16 protein-coding genes and 1 tRNA gene are annotated in these 17,308 nt (G+C 75.1%); 9 read left to right on the forward strand and 8 right to left on the reverse strand.

Going from position 1 to position 17,308, the window contains the following annotated elements; all coding sequences use genetic code 11:
• From C7Y72_RS23565 to C7Y72_RS19715, 5 genes are read right to left on the reverse strand one after another with little or no spacing between them, the layout of a single operon-like run.
• Positions 1-1,266 carry a glycosyltransferase family 4 protein gene (locus C7Y72_RS23565; protein WP_158276953.1) on the reverse strand — a complete coding sequence of 422 codons (1,266 nt, stop codon included), beginning with the start codon at positions 1,264-1,266 and terminating at the stop codon, positions 1-3.
• Positions 1,263-2,594, reverse strand: coding sequence for a lipopolysaccharide biosynthesis protein (locus tag C7Y72_RS19700; RefSeq protein WP_107570913.1), 1,332 nt, complete (start codon positions 2,592-2,594; stop codon positions 1,263-1,265). The genes C7Y72_RS23565 and C7Y72_RS19700 overlap by 4 nt, the downstream gene beginning before the upstream one ends.
• Positions 2,591-3,445, reverse strand: coding sequence for a hypothetical protein (locus C7Y72_RS19705; protein WP_107570914.1), 855 nt, complete (start codon positions 3,443-3,445; stop codon positions 2,591-2,593). Before C7Y72_RS19705 ends, C7Y72_RS19700 begins: the two co-directional genes overlap by 4 nt.
• Complete coding sequence (locus C7Y72_RS19710) at positions 3,442-5,400, reverse strand: DUF6541 family protein (protein WP_107570915.1); 1,959 nt, start codon at positions 5,398-5,400, stop codon at positions 3,442-3,444. The genes C7Y72_RS19705 and C7Y72_RS19710 overlap by 4 nt, the downstream gene beginning before the upstream one ends.
• A complete protein-coding gene (locus C7Y72_RS19715; RefSeq protein ID WP_107570916.1) occupies positions 5,401-6,201 on the reverse strand; it encodes a hypothetical protein in 801 nt (266 codons plus the stop codon).
• Positions 6,202-6,243: 42 nt separating this feature from the next.
• On the opposite strand from C7Y72_RS19715, the gene C7Y72_RS24190 reads away from it, so the two are divergent.
• Positions 6,244-6,855, forward strand: coding sequence for an acyltransferase (locus tag C7Y72_RS24190; protein ID WP_107570917.1), 612 nt, complete (start codon positions 6,244-6,246; stop codon positions 6,853-6,855).
• On the opposite strand, the gene C7Y72_RS19725 is transcribed toward C7Y72_RS24190, so the two are convergent.
• Genes C7Y72_RS19725 through C7Y72_RS19735 form a run of 3 tightly spaced genes read right to left on the reverse strand, consistent with a single transcriptional unit; the run spans position 6,834 to position 10,224 of the window.
• Entirely contained in the window at positions 6,834-8,288 is a 1,455-nt protein-coding gene (locus tag C7Y72_RS19725) for a glycoside hydrolase 5 family protein (protein ID WP_107570918.1), read from the reverse strand. The genes C7Y72_RS24190 and C7Y72_RS19725 overlap by 22 nt on opposite strands.
• A complete protein-coding gene (locus tag C7Y72_RS19730; protein ID WP_107570919.1) occupies positions 8,285-9,454 on the reverse strand; it encodes a glycosyltransferase family 4 protein in 1,170 nt (389 codons plus the stop codon). Before C7Y72_RS19730 ends, C7Y72_RS19725 begins: the two co-directional genes overlap by 4 nt.
• On the reverse strand, positions 9,451-10,224 hold the full coding sequence (locus C7Y72_RS19735; RefSeq protein ID WP_107570920.1) for a glycosyltransferase family 2 protein: 774 nt from the start codon (positions 10,222-10,224) through the stop codon (positions 9,451-9,453). The genes C7Y72_RS19730 and C7Y72_RS19735 overlap by 4 nt, the downstream gene beginning before the upstream one ends.
• Positions 10,225-10,442: 218 nt before the next feature.
• Between C7Y72_RS19735 and C7Y72_RS19740 the strand changes: the two genes are divergently transcribed.
• The 8 genes from C7Y72_RS19740 to C7Y72_RS24195 all read left to right on the forward strand — a co-directional run bounded on the left by C7Y72_RS19740 (position 10,443) and on the right by C7Y72_RS24195 (position 17,308).
• Positions 10,443-10,515: transfer RNA gene (locus tag C7Y72_RS19740), tRNA-Ile, on the forward strand.
• A gap of 135 nt (positions 10,516-10,650) precedes the next feature.
• Positions 10,651-10,920: a hypothetical protein gene (locus tag C7Y72_RS19745; RefSeq protein ID WP_107570921.1), complete on the forward strand. Its 270-nt coding sequence runs from the start codon at positions 10,651-10,653 to the stop codon at positions 10,918-10,920.
• 155 nt (positions 10,921-11,075) lie between these two features.
• Complete coding sequence (locus C7Y72_RS19750) at positions 11,076-13,037, forward strand: CocE/NonD family hydrolase (RefSeq protein WP_107570922.1); 1,962 nt, start codon at positions 11,076-11,078, stop codon at positions 13,035-13,037.
• Positions 13,038-13,086: 49 nt separating this feature from the next.
• Positions 13,087-14,208, forward strand: coding sequence for a glycosyltransferase (locus C7Y72_RS19755; RefSeq protein ID WP_107570923.1), 1,122 nt, complete (start codon positions 13,087-13,089; stop codon positions 14,206-14,208).
• An 84-nt stretch (positions 14,209-14,292) separates the two neighbouring features.
• On the forward strand, positions 14,293-15,171 hold the full coding sequence (locus tag C7Y72_RS19760; RefSeq protein WP_107570924.1) for a MurR/RpiR family transcriptional regulator: 879 nt from the start codon (positions 14,293-14,295) through the stop codon (positions 15,169-15,171).
• Positions 15,172-15,250: 79 nt separating this feature from the next.
• Positions 15,251-16,135, forward strand: coding sequence for a pyridoxal 5'-phosphate synthase lyase subunit PdxS (gene pdxS, locus C7Y72_RS19765; protein WP_107570925.1), 885 nt, complete (start codon positions 15,251-15,253; stop codon positions 16,133-16,135).
• The gene (gene pdxT, locus C7Y72_RS19770; protein ID WP_107570926.1) at positions 16,132-16,716 is read left to right on the forward strand and encodes a pyridoxal 5'-phosphate synthase glutaminase subunit PdxT; all 585 of its coding nucleotides are present in this window, start codon (positions 16,132-16,134) and stop codon (positions 16,714-16,716) included. Before pdxS ends, pdxT begins: the two co-directional genes overlap by 4 nt.
• Positions 16,717-16,726: 10 nt before the next feature.
• Positions 16,727-17,308 (forward strand): acyltransferase, encoded by a 582-nt coding sequence (locus C7Y72_RS24195; RefSeq protein WP_107570927.1) that lies wholly within the window; start codon positions 16,727-16,729, stop codon positions 17,306-17,308.

Below are 17,308 nucleotides of genomic sequence, written 5' to 3' on the forward strand. Positions count from 1 at the left end.
TCAGCGCGCGAGCGCGACCGGACGGGAGTTCCCGGCGGCCGGTGCGGCGACCGCGTCCGCGTAGATCTCCTCGAGCCGGTCGACGAACCGGGCGACGTGGTATCGCCGCGCCCGCACCGGGCCCGCCGCCGCGAGCCGGGCGCGCAGCGCGTCGTCGGCCAGCAGCCGCGCGAGCGCCGCGGCCAGCTCGACCGGGTCGCCGGGCGGGACGAGCAGGCCGGTGTGCTCGTCCACGACGATGTCGCGCAGGCCCCCGGTGTCCGAGGCGACGAGCGGCACGCCGCTGGCCATCGCCTCGACCGCGACCTGCCCGAACGGCTCCGGCCACCGGCTCGGGATCACCCCGACCTGCGCGTGCCGCCACGCGGCCATCACCTCCGGGTGCGGGCGGGGACCCACCGCGTGCACCCGCGGCCCGAGCCGGTCGGGGCGGCCCGAGCCCAGCAGGACGAGCGGCGGCGCCGCCGCGCCCAGGCGTGCGTGCGCGTCGAGCAGCACGTCGACGCCCTTGAACGGCAGGACCGACCCGACGAACAGGACGTAGGGCCCGTCCAGCGGCGGGGCGACCGTCGGGTCGAGCGGGTCGAACACCGCGTCCGGGACGGTCGAGCCGACCACCTCGATCGCGCGCAGGCCGCCCGGGACCACGGGAGCGATCGCCTGCCGGACGGTCTCCGACACCGCGAGCCACCGGTCGATCCCGGCCAGCCGTCGCCGGCCGCCGTGGACGCCGAGCGCCTTCGCGACCCCCACCGGGGCCGACGAGACCCGTGCGCTGCACGTCACGCACGCCGCCAGGCGCGGGCCGCCGCAGGGCGCCCCGTCGCGCATCAGCGAGCGGTTCGCGCAGACCGGGAAGTAGTCGTGCACGCTGACGACGACCTTCGGCGGGTGCGCGAGCCCGCGGACGGCGGCCAGCAGCGAGTGGACCATCCAGCTGCGGGCGTGCACGACGTCCGGGCGGTCCCGGGCGATCAGCCGCCGCAGCGACCGGACCGTCAGCGGGTCGGGCAGTGGCGGGTGCTGCACGAACGGCATGTGGTCGCGGGAGAGGTCGCTCGGCAGGCGCGCCGCGAGCATCTCCAGCCGCTCGAGCCGCACGGGCCCGTCGGACGCCGCCAGCCCGTCGTGGTGGGTGACCGCGACCGTGACCGCGTGCCCGCGCGTGGCCAGCTCGTGCGAGACCGTCCGCGTGTGGCGCTCGAGGCCGCCGACGACCGGCGGATAGGCCTCCTGGACGGCGAGGACGCGCAGCGAAGCGCTCACGTCTCGACCGCCGCCCGGGCCGGGACGAGCGCGGGCGCGAGCGCGCCGCGCCGGATCGCGCGGACGCCGAGCACGAGGCCGAGCAGCCGCCCGATCCCGAGGCCGATCGCCGCGCCGCCGACGCCCAGCGACGGCAGCAGCACCCAGGTCGCACCGACCCCGACGACGACCGAGGTCAGCGTCACGCTCGCCGCGTCGCGCAGCCGCTCGCGGACCCGCAGGACCGCGACGCTCATCGACTGCCCGGCGTCGGCGGCCGCGGTGAGGACCAGGAGCGCGAGCAGCGCGCGGCTGTCCTCGCTGTAGGCGTCCCCGAACACCCGCAGCACGAGCGGACCGGCGGCCACCAGCAGCACCGCGGTCGGGATCGCCAGCACGGTGAACTGGCGCACGGCGCGGCGCAGGTCGTCCTCGACGCGCTCGGGGTGGTGCGCGCCCTCCGCGAACAGCGCGTTGCTCAGCGACGGGGCGATGAGGAAGATCACCGTCGCGACCATCCAGGTCGCGTAGAAGTGCGCGTTCTCCTCGGCGCCGAGCTGCGCGGAGACGACCACCGGCAGCACGAACGGGGCGACCTGGCCGCCGACGTTGATCACGTGGTGCCCGGCCAGCAGCCCGCGCATCGCGGCGAGCTCCGGCCGCCAGCCGCGCAGCGTGGGGGAGAAGTCGCGCTCCAGCCGCGGCAGGGTCCGGGCCAGGCCCAGCACGCTGAAGACCGCGAACGCCCCGACCCAGGCGCCGAGCACCCAGCCGTTGCCGGCCGCCCCGACGAGCGGCACCGCGGCGAGCACCGCGACGCGCAGCACCGCCATCCCGCCGTTGCGCCAGAACGCGGGGGCGGCGGTCCGCTCCGCGATGCACGCGTAGTCGAACAGGAACGACCACGCCGCCCCGGTCACGCCGAGCGGCAGCAGCACGAACAGCTCCAGCCCGGTGCCGCGGCGCACGTCCTCGACGATCAGCGGCAGCAGCAGCGCGGCGAGGAGCCCGGCGGCGAGGCTCGCCGCGGCGGTCGTCGCCAGGCCGACGCACACGGTCAGCGACCACTCGGCGCCCGCTGCGCGCGAGGCGAGCCGGGCGATGAACACGTGCCCGAAGCCGAGGTTCGTCAGCAGCCCGACGAGCAGCATCGTCGAGACGAGCGCCGCCCCGACCCCGACCTCGTCCGTGGCCATCGTGCGGGCGGCGACGATCCAGAAGACGAACCCCGCGAGCGCGGTGACGATGGTCGTGCCCATGATGTAGAGGCCGTTGCGCAGCAGCGGGTCGGCGAGCGCCGCCCGGGCGCGCGCCACCGCGTCGGCCACCGGTCCCCGCAGGGCGTTCACCGGCGGCTCACCGGCAGCGACGGGCAGATCGACCGCGTGCCGCGCACGTAGAACGTCAGGACCGCGACGTGGTCGGTCCGGGCGCCGCGGCGCAGCGCGATCGCCATGCGGTTGAAGCACTCCCGGGACGTCGGCACCGGTCCGCTGACCGTGCCGCGCCACGTCTCGCCCGCGGGCACGGTGACCGTGCGCCGCTCCCACCGCTGCGCCCCGCGCAGCGTCGGGACGATCGTGTAGGACTGCGCGCGCGGCCCGTCGTTCTTCAGCTGCAGGTCGACGCGCAGCTGGTCCCCGACCGGCTCGACCGTGCGGTCCAGCTGCGCCCACGGCCCCGCGAGCCCGAAGCGGAAGTACGGGATCGGGTCGGGCTTGGGCAGCACCTGCAGGCACAGGGCGATCACCGCGATCGCGGCGGCGACGACGGCGGCGAACGTGCCGACCGAGCCGCGGTCCAGCGGGTCGCGCAGCACGTCGGGCCCGGGGGAGCGCAGGGAGCCGATCAGCGCGAGCACGATCACGACGCCGCCGATCGAGCGGCCGAAGACCCCGGGGTCGAGCCGGTCGACGAGCGGGTCGACGACGATGACCGTCAGCGCGATGACCGCGAACGAGAGCATCGCGGCGAGGACCGCGCGCACGATCGGGTCGGGCCGCTGGTCGGCGCGCAGCGCGACGGTCAGCAGCGCGAGGCCGGGGGCGAACACGGCGACGGGTGCGGCCAGCGCCCGCAGCGGCTGCGGCAGGTCGGCCGCGATGGCGAGGAACAGGCCGGCCGCGATCAGCAGCACGGACGTCAGCCGCAGCGCGGGCGCGGGGGCGGGCGTGGGCCGGGGCTCGGTCGCGACGCTCATCGCAGACCCGCCCGCTGCGCGTCGAGCGCCCCGAAGTCGAAGCGGTAGAGGTTCAGGTTGTCCGACTGGCTCACCTTCAGCGTGAACGGCAGCCGCTCGTACTTGTCCAGGAACTCCGGGGACGGCGGCTCGGTCCGGATCTGCGCGAGCGGCTCGTCCGGCTCGAAGTACACGCCGATCCGCGGGGTGAACAGTCCCATCTGCCGGTCGACGACGAGGAACTTCCACTCCGAGCCCTTCAGCTGGTTGAGCAGCGCGTCGGTCGGGAACGGGTCGAAGTACATCTGCCAGACCGGGAAGCCCGCGGACGGCCGCGAGGTGGACTGGCGGCCGATCGTGCCGGTCAGCAGCGTCGTGTACCGGTCGCCGACGACCCGGTTCCCCGGCCCGTAGGTGTCGTCGAGGTTGCGGGAGAAGTCGACGAGCTCGGGCGTGACCGAGCGCGTGTCCGACCCGTACACGTACGGTCCCGGGAAGCGGTAGGTCTCGTTGAGCCCGATGGCGGTGTTGCCGATCACGCTGGCGGTGAACGCGGCGCCGAGCGCGGCGCCGACGACCAGCGGCCGTGGCCGTCGCCGTCGGCCCGGCGGGCCCGGGGGGCGGCCGGGGCGGCGACGGTGACGGTCCCACAGGTGCACGACCGCCGGGGACACGAGCACGACCAGCCCGATGTAGCTCGTGGCCCAGCTGCGCCGCGCGCCCTCGTTGCCCGCCACCGACAGCAGCAGCGGGAACGACGGCAGGTACAGCAGCCCGAGGCCGACGAACGTCAGGTGCATGTCGTCGAGCCGCTCGCGCCGGCGACGGATCGCCTGCCAGACGAGCCACAGCCCGCCGAGGGTGGCGACGAGCGCGATCGGCGCGACGAGGAAGCCGAGCACGCGCTCGTAGGTCGGCAGCGTGCTCTGCGCGAACAGCTCCCGGCCCTCCTTGTTGCGGCTGGCGATGTCGAACAGCTGGCTGAAGCCCTGCGTGATCCGCGGCTCGAGGTACTGCTTGACCAGCGGGGCGCGGACGACACCCCAGAAGACGCACGCGCTGGTGGCCACGACGAACAGGGCGAAGGTCAGCCGCACGGGCGGCCATGCCGCGCGGCCCCGCAGCGCGCGGACCGCGCCGACCACGGTGACGCCGAGCAGCAGCATGCAGAGCACGTACGCGGTCAGGTGGTGGGTGACGACGAGCCCGCCGCCGATCGTGATCGCCAGGCCGCACCAGCCCAGGCACGCGCCCCGGTCCCCGATCGAGCGGCGGGCGCGGTCCACGCACACCAGCGTCCAGAACAGCAGCGGCAGCGACAGGCTCTCGTAGGAGAACTGGGCGTCGAAGTACAGGTAGCTGGCGTTGACGGTGTAGAGGAACCCGGCGAGCGCCCCGATCCGCGAGGACCCGCTCACGCTCTCGGCCAGGAGGAACAGGCCGACGAGCCCGAACGCGTGCAGCAGCCCGATGAGCAGCGCGATCGTCGCGGGCTGCCCGATCCCGGAGACCTCCTGGAGCGTCGCGGTGATGCTGTGCAGGCCGGGGAAGGACTGGACGATCTGGATCAGCGGGTTGAGGTCGCCGAGGCGGCCGTTGTCGGTGATCAGCTGCACCTGCCGGGCGTGCGCGAACTCGTCGTGGAAGACGATCCCGCTGGTCTCCCGCAGGAACTTCGGGACGTAGAGGACGAGCCCCGTGGCGATGACGAGCAGGAGCCGCTCGTCGCGGCCGGGGGCGGGGGAGAGCAGCCGCGCGCCGACCGGCAGCAGGACCGACAGCATGCCGAGCCAGAAGACCGAGTAGTGCAGCTGGTCGTCCGCAGGGCTCGTCGCCGCGATCGAGTACGACCAGGCCATGAGCGCGGGGGCGACCACGAAGCTCGCCCAGGTCAGGCGGCGCGGCCAGCGGCGCGCCTCGCCGCCGTCCTGCTCGGGGATCGGGGGGATCGTCGGCTGGTCGACGGTCAGGGCCATTCAGGCGTCGTCCTCGGAGTCGATGAGTCGGTCGACCGTCGCCCAGAAGGTGCGCCGGGCGACGGGGTCGGTCTGGATCGGGCCGGTGTGCTCGGAGATCCGCGGATCGGTGATCACGCGCAGCCGGCCGGTCGGCCCGGCGGCGCGCACGAGCGTCCGCGCGACGGTCCGCGTCTCGGGGCTGTCGTCGGCGCCGGCGAGCGCCAGCAGCGGCGTGCCGGGCGCGAGCCGCCGGCCGGCGGGGGCGGGCAGCCGCACGGCGCCCTCGTCGGTGAGCAGCGGCCGCACGGTGCGGCTGGGGTAGGCGGCGACGACCCCGGCGGCCCGTGGCAGGGTGAGCGGGCCGGCGCTCGCGGCGATGTCCGCGGCGAGCGCGCCGCCCGCGCCGTAGCCGAGGTAGAAGGCGCGGCGCGGGCTGACCCCGAGGAGCTCGAGCGCGTTGCGGATGCCGGTGGCGGCCTGCGGCAGCGCCCGCGACGGCCGGTCGCCCTGACCGGTCTGGTAGAGCGGGAACACGACGGTCCGGCCGGCGGCGACGAGGTGCGCGATCCACGGGCCGTGGGTCGTCGGGTCGGTCGCGCCCCAGTCGTGCACGAACACGACGGGCGGACCGGTCGGACGCCCCGCCCCGGGACGGGTGAAGACCCAGGCGTTGCCGTCGAGCGGACCGACGAGCCGCGCGCGCAGCGGCACGACCGGCCCGTAGCCGAGGGCGACGTCGATCGTGCGGTCGTCGGACACGGTCGGGCCCGACGGGCCGTCGTCGCCACCGCACGCGGCGAGCGTCAGCGCGGCCAGCACGGCGCAGAGCGCGGCTTGACCGGTCCGCTTGAATCCGTGCCCATGCGCCGGATCCTGCAGATGGTGACCCTCCGCCACGTGGCCGGCCTGCTGCGCTGGGCGGGCTGGTGGGTGCGCAACCCGCGTCAGCGCTGGCCGCTGTTCTGGATCGACCACGGGGCGCTCATCCAGATCGGCCCGCACGGCCGGCTGGAGATCGGTCGCGGCGTCGTCATCCACCCCGACGTGACGCTGCACGTCCACGGGCACCTGCGCCTGGCGGACAACGTGATCCTCGGCCGCGGCGTCTACCTCGACGCCAGCGAGCGCATCGAGGTCGGGGAGGCGTCGGGCCTGGCCGAGTGGGCGTCCGTGCACGACGGTCAGCACCGGGCGGGCCTGGACGACACCCCGTTCCTGCAGCGGCCGTGGGACAGCGCGCCCGTGGTCATCGGACGCAACGTGTGGGTCGGCGCGAAGGCGACGATCCAGGCGGGCGTGACCATCGGCGACCACAGCGTCGTCGGCTCCAACGCGGTCGTGACCCGGGACGTCCCGGCGGCCACGATCGTCGCCGGCGTGCCCGCCAAGCCGATCGGCGAGGTCACGGCCGAGACCCAGCTGGGCCGCGCGACCCGGGCGCGCGGGGACGGTCACGGCGCGAGCGCCCGGTAGGCGGTCCCGGCGGGCTTCAGGCGCCCGTCGGCGTGCAGCAGGCCGAACGCGGACTCCACCGACGAGGCCGCGATGTCGGTGCGGTCCCGCAGCGCGTACCAGAACGCCGGACCGGCCCAGGCGCGACCGCGCAGGGCCGCGTACAGGTCGGTGACGAGCTGCGCCTGCCGGGCCTCGCCGACGCCGTCGGGTGATCCGGTGGCCGCGCCCGACCCGCGGTCCGGCGCCCCGTACTCGGTGATCCACAGCGGCTTGGACTCCTGGTCGGCGAGCCGCAGCAGCGCGAGGATCCCGTCGAGCGGCCGCTCGATCAGCCGCCAGGCGTTGCGGGTGCTGTCGTCGGGGTCCAGCGGCGAGACCGGGAACGTGTACGGGTGCAGGCCGATCGCGTCGGTCTGCGGCACCACGCCGCTGACGAGCATCTGCTCGAGGAACACGTTCGCGGGCAGGCTCGTCGAGTCGAAGTCGACGCGGGCCAGGCCGCCGCTGATCACGACCGCGCGCGGCTGGACCGCGTGGATCGTGATCGAGGTCAGGCGCAGCAGCCGCGCGTAGGAGGCCGGGTCGACCGCGGGGGCCCAGAACAGCGCGAAGTTGGGCTCGTTCCAGACCTCCCAGTGGCGCACGCCGTAGGGGGCGTAGCGGGCGACCGTGCGCGCGGCGAACGCGGCGAACCGCACCGGATCGCGCGGGTAGCTCGTGCCCTCGGGGGAGGCCCAGCGCGGGGCGGCGGTGAGGAGGCCCAGCGTGCCGATCCGGCGGGCGGTGGTCCCGCGGACGGCGGCGTCGAGCGCCGTCCAGCGGCGCACGCCGGGGCGCGCCTCGACCTTCGGCCAGTCCATCGGCACGCGCAGGAACCCGGCGCCGAGCGACCGCACCGCGTTGAGGTCGGCGGCCATCCGGGCCGGGGACTCCTGCAGGAAGGTCGCCGGGACGGCGATGCCCTTCGTCGTCGCGGACGGCCGGGCCGGGACCGTGAGCCGGGGCGGGCGGTCCGGGCAGCGTGCCGCGTCGCGCAGCAGCGTGACGCGGTCCACGGCCACCGGCGTGCGGCGGGTGGTGAACGCGGCGACCGTGACCGTGGTGGGACGACAGGTCGCCACGGCGCGGACCGCGGCGGGCGGCAGTGCGACGCCGGACGGGTGGCCGCCGGCCGCGGCGGGGATGGCGGTCCGCGTCGCGACCCAGCTGCGGGTCCCCTGGCGGACGGTGACGCGCACGCCGACGAGCGCGCCGCGCTCGGCGATGTAGACGAACCGGACCGCGCGGCCGGCCACGAGGTCGCGCATGCTCGTCGTCGCGACGACGATCTCGGCGTGCGCGGACGGGAACGCGACCATGCGCGTGGGGACGGCGGCCGTCACGGGCGCGGGAACGCAGAGCGGCGCCAGCGCCACCGCGCAGGCGGCGAGGAGGGACCGGCGGGCGATCACGAGGCGCGCACGCGGGACGGGGATGCGAGCTCCTCGCGATAGATCGACACGACGCGCTGCACCGCGTCGGTCCAGGTCGGGACGGGCTGCGGTGCGGTCACCCGCTCCAGTCCGGCGCTCGCCTCGATGACGCGCGCCAGCGCGGGGACGTCGGGGCGGGCGGGGACGAGCACGACGGTCCCGGGCAGCAGGCGGTCGAGCATCTCGCGGTGCGCGGGGATGTCGGAGGCGACGATCCGCGCCCCGGCACCGGCGGCCTCGTAGGCGGCGATGTTGAACGCCTCGTTGGTGGACAGCGTCACGTACACCGCCGCCGCCCGCTGCCAGCGCTGCAGCTCCTCGACCGGCAGGATCCCGGTGAGCAGGACGCGCTCCTGGACCCCGAGCCGGGCGGCGAGCTCGCGCAGCGTCGCGAGGTGCGGGCCGTCCCCGGTGACGACGACGCGGTAGTCGTCCCCGAGCTCCGCGGCGGCGGCGACGAGGTGGTCGACGCCCTTGTAGGCCTCGAGCCGGCCGCTACACAGCACGACGGTCTCGCGGCTGGTCATCGGCGGGGTGAACGCGGACGGCGGATCGACGCCGTTGGGGACGACGTGGATCTTCGAGCCGGTGCTCGGGAAGTGCCGGCGCACGCGCGCGGCCTCCGCCTCGGAGACGCAGAGGATCGCGTCGGCGCGCCGCATGATCCCGTGCCCCGCCGGCCGGTACACGCGATGCAGGTAGCGGCGCACGAGCGAGTGCCCGGTGCCGTGGTAGTGCGGCGTGAAGACCGTGACCGGGCCGCGGATCCGCGACGCGGCGAGCGCCGGGAGGGCGTGGTACCCGTGGCTGTGGACGATCCCGAAGTCGCGGCCGTGCGCGCGCAGCCAGGCGTGCAGGTCGCGCGAGTACCGGTAGGCCGGGCGGGCGACGGTCAGCGGGAAGCGGTGGACGGTCACCCCGTCGAGGTGCTCCACGCGCGGCTCCTCGTCCCCGGGGTCCCCGAACGTCGCGACGACGACCTCGCAGCCGGTGCCGGTGACGATCCCGCGGGCGAGCTGGGCGACGTGGTGCTCGATGCCGCCGAGGTCCGGCGGGTAGCCGGGGGTGACCAGCAGGATCCGCTCGGACAGGTCGGTGGCGACCGTCCGGTCGAGCTCGACGGTGGCGTCCAGGGCCGGCCTCACGCGGCAGCGGCCTCGGCCGGGACCCGCTGCCGTTCGCGGAAGATCGTGCCGAGCACCCGGAACCCGTCGCGGACCGCGCGCAGGTTGCTCGACCCGTGCAGGCGCCCGAACTCGAAGCTCGGCACCTCGACGACGTTCAGGCCTGCGCGTTGGATGCGGATGTTGATGAGCGTCTCGACCTCGAAGCCGTCGCAGTCGACGTCGAGCGCGGGCAGGCATCGCGTCCAGAACGCGTTGTAGCCGTAGCAGAGGTCCGTGTACCGGGTGCCGTGCACGCGGTTGGTGAGTCCGGAGAGCGCGAGGTTCCCCGCCCGACGGATCGGGGTGATGTCGATCGAGCCGCCCCCGTGCGCGAACCGCGTGCCCTTCGCGAAGTCCGCGCCGTACAGCAGCGCCTCGACGAACCGGGGGATCTCCGCCCCGTCGGCGGAGCCGTCGGCGTCGAGCATCACGATGATGTCCCCGGTGGCCGCCGCGAACCCGGCGGCGAGCGCGGCCCCCTTGCCACGGCGCTGCTCGTCGACCACGACGACGTCGGGACGCAGGCGGCGCGCGACCTCGACGGTGTCGTCGGTGGAGTGCCCGTCGACGACGATCACCTCGTGCACCTTCGGCAGGCGCGACAGGACGTGCGGCAGGTTCTCCGCCTCGTTGAGGGTCGGGATGATCACGCTGACGCGGACGGGGTCCTCGATCGTCGTCCGGCCGGTGATGGATGGACGCAGGCGCGGCTGACCGCCCACGTCCGTGGTGCGTGTGCTGCTGATCATGGAGTGCCCTCCGGGCAGATCTCGGTCGCTGATGCCCCGGCTGGAACGGTCTGGACACGCCGGGCACGACGATTGAAGCGCGCCATGACGGGGATCTCCCGGCCTGCCTGCACAGACCCGGGTGGCCCCGCGGTCGAACATCCGTCCGCGTCCCGTCCGACGTGCGGTCCACCGGGGACGGACGGGGCGGCCGGGCGGGCCGGTACCGTGCTGCCCGCGGGCCGGTAGCTCAATGGTCAGAGCAGCGGACTCATAATCCGTCAGATCCTGGTTCGAGTCCAGGCCGGCCTACTGGTGAAGGACCGCTGACTCGTAGGCGGAACGTTTCCGGGCCGGATGCCTTTCTGATCGATGCGACGCGCGCTCCCCGAGATGCTCTAGCCCTCACCGCCGTGGTGGGGGCGGGGCCCACCCAAGGAGCGCCTCTTGCGCCGCACGCGCCCCCGCCGCCGGTTCCACACCGACCGCATCGTCCTGGCACGTCGTGCCCGGTATCTGCGCGTCGTGGGCTGCGGCCCCGACCGCCTCGACCCCGCGATTCGTCGCCGCCTGAGCCACGGGGCGCTGGCGAACACGACCCCGTGGGACTGCGGGACCGCCGCATGCGGGATCTGCCGCGACCCCACGACCGCCGGCCAGCGCCGTCGGCGCGCCGAGCGCAGCTGGCGCGACGACTGGGGCATGGAGCGCTGGTGATCGACCCGGCTTCTCCTCGAGGCCGCATGCTGCGCCACGACATCGTCGGGTTCGTGCGCACTCGAGCGTCAGGGGCGAGCGGCGCGGCGCGGTCCGGCTGAACCGCGCCACACTATCCACGAACAGGCATGTTCGCCATCGGGTAGGCTCGCCGCATGGGACGACGCCGCACCGTGCTCGCCACCCTGGCCGTGCTGCTGGCGACGGCCACCGCGCCACCAGCCGGGGCCGCGACGGAGCGGCGCAGCGAGCGGTTCGTCGCGTCGGACGGCGTGGCGCTGCAGACGACGCTCACCGGCCAGGCCCCGCTCGTCGCGCGACCGACGATCGTCGAGTTCAGTCCCTACGGTCGTGACAGCGGCACGTTCGACGCCGGCCCCGCGTACAACCACCTGCTCGTGCAGCTCCGTGGCACCGGCGACAGCCACGGGCGCTTCGACGTCCTCGGCCCTCGCACGCAGGCCGACCTCGCCGAGACGCTCGGCTGGGCCTGCAAGCAGCCGTGGAGCGACGGGCGCCTCGGGCTCGCTGGCTTCTCCGCCAGCGCGATCGCGGTCTACAACGCGCTGCACCTCGAGCTGCCGTGCGTGCGCGCCGCGGTCCTGAAGTCCGGGACGCACGAGCTGTACCGGGACCTGCTCGTGCCCGGAGGCGTGCAGAACATCGTCCCCGGCGCGGTCGTGCTCACCGGCATCGGCGGCATCGCGCTCGCGCAGGGCCTGCAGCGCGACCCGGCGACCGCCGCGGACGCGCTGCTCGGCCTGCTGCGCTCCGGGACCGAGGTCCTGCAGCACCCGACGCTCGACGGCTGGTGGCGCGAGCGCGGCTACCGCGGCAACGGGAACCCGGGCCTCCCGGTCCTCGCGGTCGCCGGCTTCTCCGACGTCGAGTCGCGTGGAGCGTTCGAGGGCTACCGCGCGCTGCGCGACGACGGCGCCCACCTGCTCGTGATCGGCGCCCACGACGCACGGCCCGCAGGCACCGACGGCGGACTGGGGGAGATGCGCGCCTGGATGGACCGCAACGTGCGCGGCATCGACAACGGCGTCGACGACCACCCGCGCGTGCAGCTGTGGCTGTCCGACGGGGACCGCGCGAGCTACGCCAAGGGCCGGTTCGTGCGGCGCGACGCGACCGACTGGCCCGTGCCCGGCACGCGCTGGCGCTCCCTCTACCTCGACGCGGCACGCAGCGGCAGCGCCACCTCGCTGAACGACGGGACGCTCGCCGACCGTCCTGCGCAGCGGCCGGTCCGCCAGCGCTACCCGGGCCTCGTCAGCGTGCCGACGATGACCGACGTCCCGAACGCCGCGATCCTCGACGCAGCCGGGGCGAGCGCGCTGACCGACGCGCTGCCCGCCCTCGGGGACATGCGCCTGGCCGAGCCGCTCGGGCTCTCCTACACGACCCCGCCGCTCGCGCGCGACCTCGTCGCGGCGGGGCCGGCGGCGCTGGAGCTCGACCTCGCGACGACCGCGCCGCGCGCCGCGATCTGGGCGGTGGTGTCCGACGTCGGTCCATCCGGGATCCCGAAGCCGCTCGGGGTCGGGCGGCTCTCGACCGACTTCCCGGACACCGACCCCGCCCGCGACCGCACCGACGCTGACGGCGCGGTCGTGCAGCCCTACGGCCGCTACGACCGGCCTCGGCCTGCGACCCCGGGCACGAGTCGCCGCTACCGCGTCGAGCTGTGGCCGCTGGGCAACCGCTTCCGCGCCGGCCACCGGCTCCGCCTGCACCTCGTCGGCACCTCGCTCGCCTCGGTCCCCGACCTGCCCGGCCTGAACACGGTGACGATCGGCGGGGCGGGCGGCTCGCGGCTGCTCGTGCCCGAGCTGCCCGACCCGGCGCCCGCGAGCCCCGCGCCGGCCTGCCGGTCGCGCCGGACGGTCACCGTCACCGTCCCGCGCGGCGACCGGCGACGGCTGCGCTCCGCGACCGTGACCGTCGGCGATCGCGTCGTGGCGCGGCTCACCCGGACCCGTCCGCGCGCCCGCGTGGACCTGCGCGGTCGCCCGCGCGGCACCGTCCGCGTGCGCCTGCACCTGCGGTTGGCGGACGGCCGCCGCGTGGTGCGCACGCAGCGCTACCGGCTCTGCGCGCCCCGCCGCGGCTGACGGGCCCGGAGCCCGGGAACGCCGGGGGTCGGGGGTAGGATGCCGCGCGATGCAGTCCGGATCCCCGCCCGCGGTCGGCCTCGCGCACGACTACCTCCTCGTGATGCGCGGCGCCGAGCGCACGTTCGCGGAGATCGCGGCCTGCTGGCCGACCGCGCCGATCCACACGGCCCTCTACGACCCCGAGGCGATGCCGCGCTTCGCCGGTCGCGACGTGCACACGTCGGTCCTGCAGCGCACGGGCGTGCGGCAGAACGGCTTCCGCCGGCTGCTGCCGCTGTTCCCGGCCGCCGTGTCGCGGATGCGGATCGACGCCACCGAGCTCGTCGTCTCGTCCTCGTCGGCGTTCGCGCACGGCATGCGCGTGCCCGAGGGCGTGCCGCACGTCTGCTACTGCTACACGCCGTTCCGCTACGCCTGGCACGAGCGGGCGACCGCGCTGCGCGAGGTGCCCGCCCCCGCCCGGCCCGCCCTGCGCCTCGTCCTCGACCAGATCCGCCGCTGGGACGTCCGTGTCGCCGCGCGGGTCGACCACTACGTCGCGATCTCCGAGATCTCGCGCGAGCGGATCGCCGCCGCGTTCGGGCGTGACGCCCCGATCGTGCACCCGCCCGTCGAGGTCGAGCGGTTCACGCCGACCGCGGGCGGCGAGCATCTCCTCGTCGTCTGCGAGCTCGTCTCGCACAAGCGCGTCGAGCTCGCGCTCGAGGCGGCGCAGCGCGCAGGCTGGCCCGCGGTCGTCGTCGGCACCGGTCCCGAGCAGGCGCGGCTGGCCCGCGACTTCCCGACCGCGCGGTTCGCCGGACGCGTCTCCGACCCCGAGCTCGCCGTCCTCTACGCGCAGGCCCGCGCGGTCGTCGTCCCCTCCTACGAGGAGTTCGGGATCGTCGCCGTCGAGGCCCAGGCGTCCGGCACCCCGGTCGTCGCGCCGCGGCGCGGTGGCGCGGCCGAGACCGTCCTGGACGAAGTCACCGGCGTGCTCCTGGACGAGGTCAGCGCCGCGTCGATCGCGGCCGCGCTCGCCCACGAGGTCGTCGCCCAGCCCGACGCCGCGGCCCTGCGCGCGCAGGCGGACCGGTTCTCCGCGGCCACCTTCCGGCGCCGGCTGGTGGAGACCGTCGAGGAGCTCACCGGCCGCCCGGCACCCGCGGGGACCGTCACGGACGCCTGACCGGGCCGCCGCGAGCCGGGGCGGCCCGCGGTCGTGCACGACGCGGAAGGGGACGCCGGACGGGCGTCGAATCCCGTGTCGCCCATGAAGAGGACGTCGACCCAGACCATCGCCCCGCCGCACGAGGCGCACGGGCATCAATCGCTCTCGGACTACGTGCAGTCGCGGTTCGACGAGTTCTCGCGCTCGCAGAAGGACGTCGCGCAGTACATCGTCGACCACCTCGACGAGGTCGCGTTCCAGACCGCCGAGGAGCTCGCCCGCCGCGCGAACACGTCGAGCTCGACCGTCGTGCGGTTCTCGCAGGCGCTCGGCTTCGAGGGCTTCCCGGAGCTGCAGCACGCCGCCCGCGAGGAGTACCGCCGCCGCCACGAGAACGGTGGGGGACGGGGCACGACCGTCGAGCCGCTGTTCTCGCTGGACCGCTCCGCGTTCGAGACCGCGGTCGCCGCCGACCACGCGAACGTCGAGGAGACGGCCCGCAAGGCGTCCCGCAGCGAGATCGACGCCACGATCGACGCGATCGCCGGCGCCGACCGCGTCCTGATCGCCGGGACCGACCAGATGGCGTTCTTCGCCAGCTACATGCGGCACCTGCTGATGCTGCTCGACCTCCGCGCCGAGATCGTCGCGAGCCCCTCCCAGGAGGCGCTCAGCCGCCTCGGGCGCATCGACGACCGCACGCTCGTCGTCGGCCTCAGCGCCGGCCGGCCGCACCCGCTCGTCGTCCGCGCCCTGAAGCTCGCCCGCCACCGCAAGGCGCGGACCGTGGCGATCACCGACGCGACGCTGTCCGAGGTCGCCAAGCTCGCCCAGATCCGGCTCTACTACTCCAGCGACAGCCCCGCCTACGTGCGCTCGCACACCGCGCTGCTGAGCGTCATCCAGGGACTCGCCTACGGCGTGTACGCCCGCGACGCCGAGCAGTACGCCGATCGCATCAAGGCGTTCCGCCTGAAGTAGCCGGACCGGCCTGCCGCCGGGCGCCAGCTTCGACGACGCGGCGCGGGGCCGTCGCCCCCGTGGCTCTACACTGCGGTGCATGCGCGACGAAGCGACGTTCGGGGTCAAGGTCGGACTGGCGGAGATGCTCTCCGGCGGCGTCATCATGGACGTCGTCGATGCGGAGCAGGCCCGCATCGCCGAGGAGGCGGGAGCGTGCGCGGTCATGGCGCTCGAGCGCGTCCCGTCCGACATCCGCCGCGACGGGGGCGTCGCGCGCATGTCCGACCCGGAGATGATCCGCGGCATCCAGCAGGCCGTCACCATCCCGGTGATGGCGAAGGCCCGCATCGGGCACTTCGTCGAGGCCCAGGTGCTCGAGTCCCTCGAGGTCGACTTCATCGACGAGTCCGAGGTCCTGACGCCCGCCGACGAGGCGCACCACATCGACAAGTGGGCGTTCAAGATCCCGTTCGTCTGCGGTGCGACGAACCTCGGCGAGGCGCTGCGGCGCATCGGCGAGGGCGCCGTGATGATCCGCTCCAAGGGCGAGGCCGGCACGGGCGACATCGTCGAGGCGGTCCGCCACATGCGCAGCATCCGCGGCGAGATCAAGCGCCTGACCCGGCTGGACGACGCCGAGCTCGCGACGGCCGCCAAGGAGCTGCAGTCGCCGCTGGACCTCGTCCGCGAGGTCGCGTCGACCGGCAAGCTGCCCGTCCCGCTGTTCTCCGCGGGCGGCATCGCCACCCCGGCCGACGCGGCGCTGATGATGCAGCTCGGCGCCGAGGCCGTGTTCGTCGGCTCCGGCATCTTCAAGAGCTCCGACCCGGAGCGGCGTGCCCGCGCCGTCGTCGAGGCGACCACCCACTTCCAGGACCCGGACCGGATCGCCAAGGCGTCCGAGGGCCTCGGCCCGGCGATGATGAGCCTCGAGACCTCGAAGCTCCCCGCCGACCAGGTCTTCGCGACCCGCGGCTGGTGAGCGACCCCGCCGGCGCCGGCCCGCGGGTCGGCGTCCTGGCGCTGCAGGGCGCGTTCGCCGCGCACGCCCGGGCACTGCACCGCTGCGGTGCCCGGACCTCGGAGGTCCGCACGCCCGCGGGCCTGCAGGGGCTCGACGCGCTCGTCCTGCCGGGCGGCGAGTCCACGACGATGATGCTCGGCATCGCGCGGGAGGGACTCGCGGAGCCGCTGCGCGCGTTCGCGGCGTCCGGCCGCCCGGTGCTGGCGACGTGCGCGGGCCTCATCGTCCTGGACCGCGAGCGGCTCGGCGTGCTCGACCTGCGGTGCGCCCGCAACGCGTTCGGGCGGCAGCTGCACAGCTTTGAGGAGGACCTGGAGCTGGCGGGCCTCGACGGCGGGCCCCTGCACGCGGTCTTCATCCGCGCGCCCTGGGTCGCCGAGCACGGGCCGGCCGTGGAGGTGCTCGCCACGGTCGACGGCCATCCCGTCGCGGTCCGCCAGGGTGCGGTCACCGGCGTGTCGTTCCACCCGGAGCTGACCGGCGACGACCGGCTGCACGCCGCGCTCGTCGCCCGCGCGGCCGCCGGCACGCCGGGATAGGCTGGCGCGCGTGGACCTGCGCCGACGGATCGTCGCCCGGCGGTTCCGCTCGTCGATCGAGCGGCACGTCCGCCCGGCCGCGTTCGGCGCCTACGGCTCGGGGACGGTCGTCCACCCGCCGCTGCACGCCCCGCGCCGAGAGGACGTCCAGGTCGGCGACTCCACCTACGTGCTCAGCGGGGCCCAGCTGCTGACCGGCGGATCGGGCGGCGGTTCGACCGGCCGCATCACGGTCGGCTCCGGCACCTACCTGGGGCGGGACCTGACGATCGTCGCGCACGAGCTCGTCGAGATCGGTGACGACGTGATGGGCTCCGACCGGCTGTACCTCGCCGACACGGAGCTGATCCCCGGGCCGGACGGGCCGGTGCCCTCCACGCCGCGGCCGGTGCGGATCGGGGCCGGGGTCTTTCTGGGCACCGGCGCGATGGTGCTGCCGGGCGTGACGGTCGGGGCGCGCAGTCTCGTCGCGGCGGGTGCGGTCGTCGACCGCGACGTCCCGCCCAACGCGGTCGTGGCGGGGAACCCGGCGCGTGTCGTGCGCCGGTTCGACCCGGGCGCCGGCGGCTGGGTGCAACCGGCGCGGGACTGA

Source organism: Paraconexibacter algicola (genome assembly GCF_003044185.1).
In the GTDB taxonomy this organism is placed as follows: domain Bacteria; phylum Actinomycetota; class Thermoleophilia; order Solirubrobacterales; family Solirubrobacteraceae; genus Paraconexibacter; species Paraconexibacter algicola.

What these genes read in the sequence shown, in the direction of transcription:
- C7Y72_RS19705 (WP_107570914.1), bottom strand. Translation starts at nt 3,445, where the DNA reads ATGAGCGTCGCGACCGAGCCCCGGCCCACGCCCGCCCCCGCGCCCGCG.
- C7Y72_RS19710 (WP_107570915.1), bottom strand. Translation starts at nt 5,400, where the DNA reads ATGGCCCTGACCGTCGACCAGCCGACGATCCCCCCGATCCCCGAGCAG.
- C7Y72_RS24190 (WP_107570917.1), top strand. Translation starts at nt 6,244, where the DNA reads ATGCGCCGGATCCTGCAGATGGTGACCCTCCGCCACGTGGCCGGCCTG.
- C7Y72_RS19735 (WP_107570920.1), bottom strand. Translation starts at nt 10,224, where the DNA reads ATGATCAGCAGCACACGCACCACGGACGTGGGCGGTCAGCCGCGCCTG.
- C7Y72_RS19750 (WP_107570922.1), top strand. Translation starts at nt 11,076, where the DNA reads ATGGGACGACGCCGCACCGTGCTCGCCACCCTGGCCGTGCTGCTGGCG.
- C7Y72_RS19755 (WP_107570923.1), top strand. Translation starts at nt 13,087, where the DNA reads ATGCAGTCCGGATCCCCGCCCGCGGTCGGCCTCGCGCACGACTACCTC.
- C7Y72_RS19760 (WP_107570924.1), top strand. Translation starts at nt 14,293, where the DNA reads ATGAAGAGGACGTCGACCCAGACCATCGCCCCGCCGCACGAGGCGCAC.
- pdxS (WP_107570925.1), top strand. Translation starts at nt 15,251, where the DNA reads ATGCGCGACGAAGCGACGTTCGGGGTCAAGGTCGGACTGGCGGAGATG.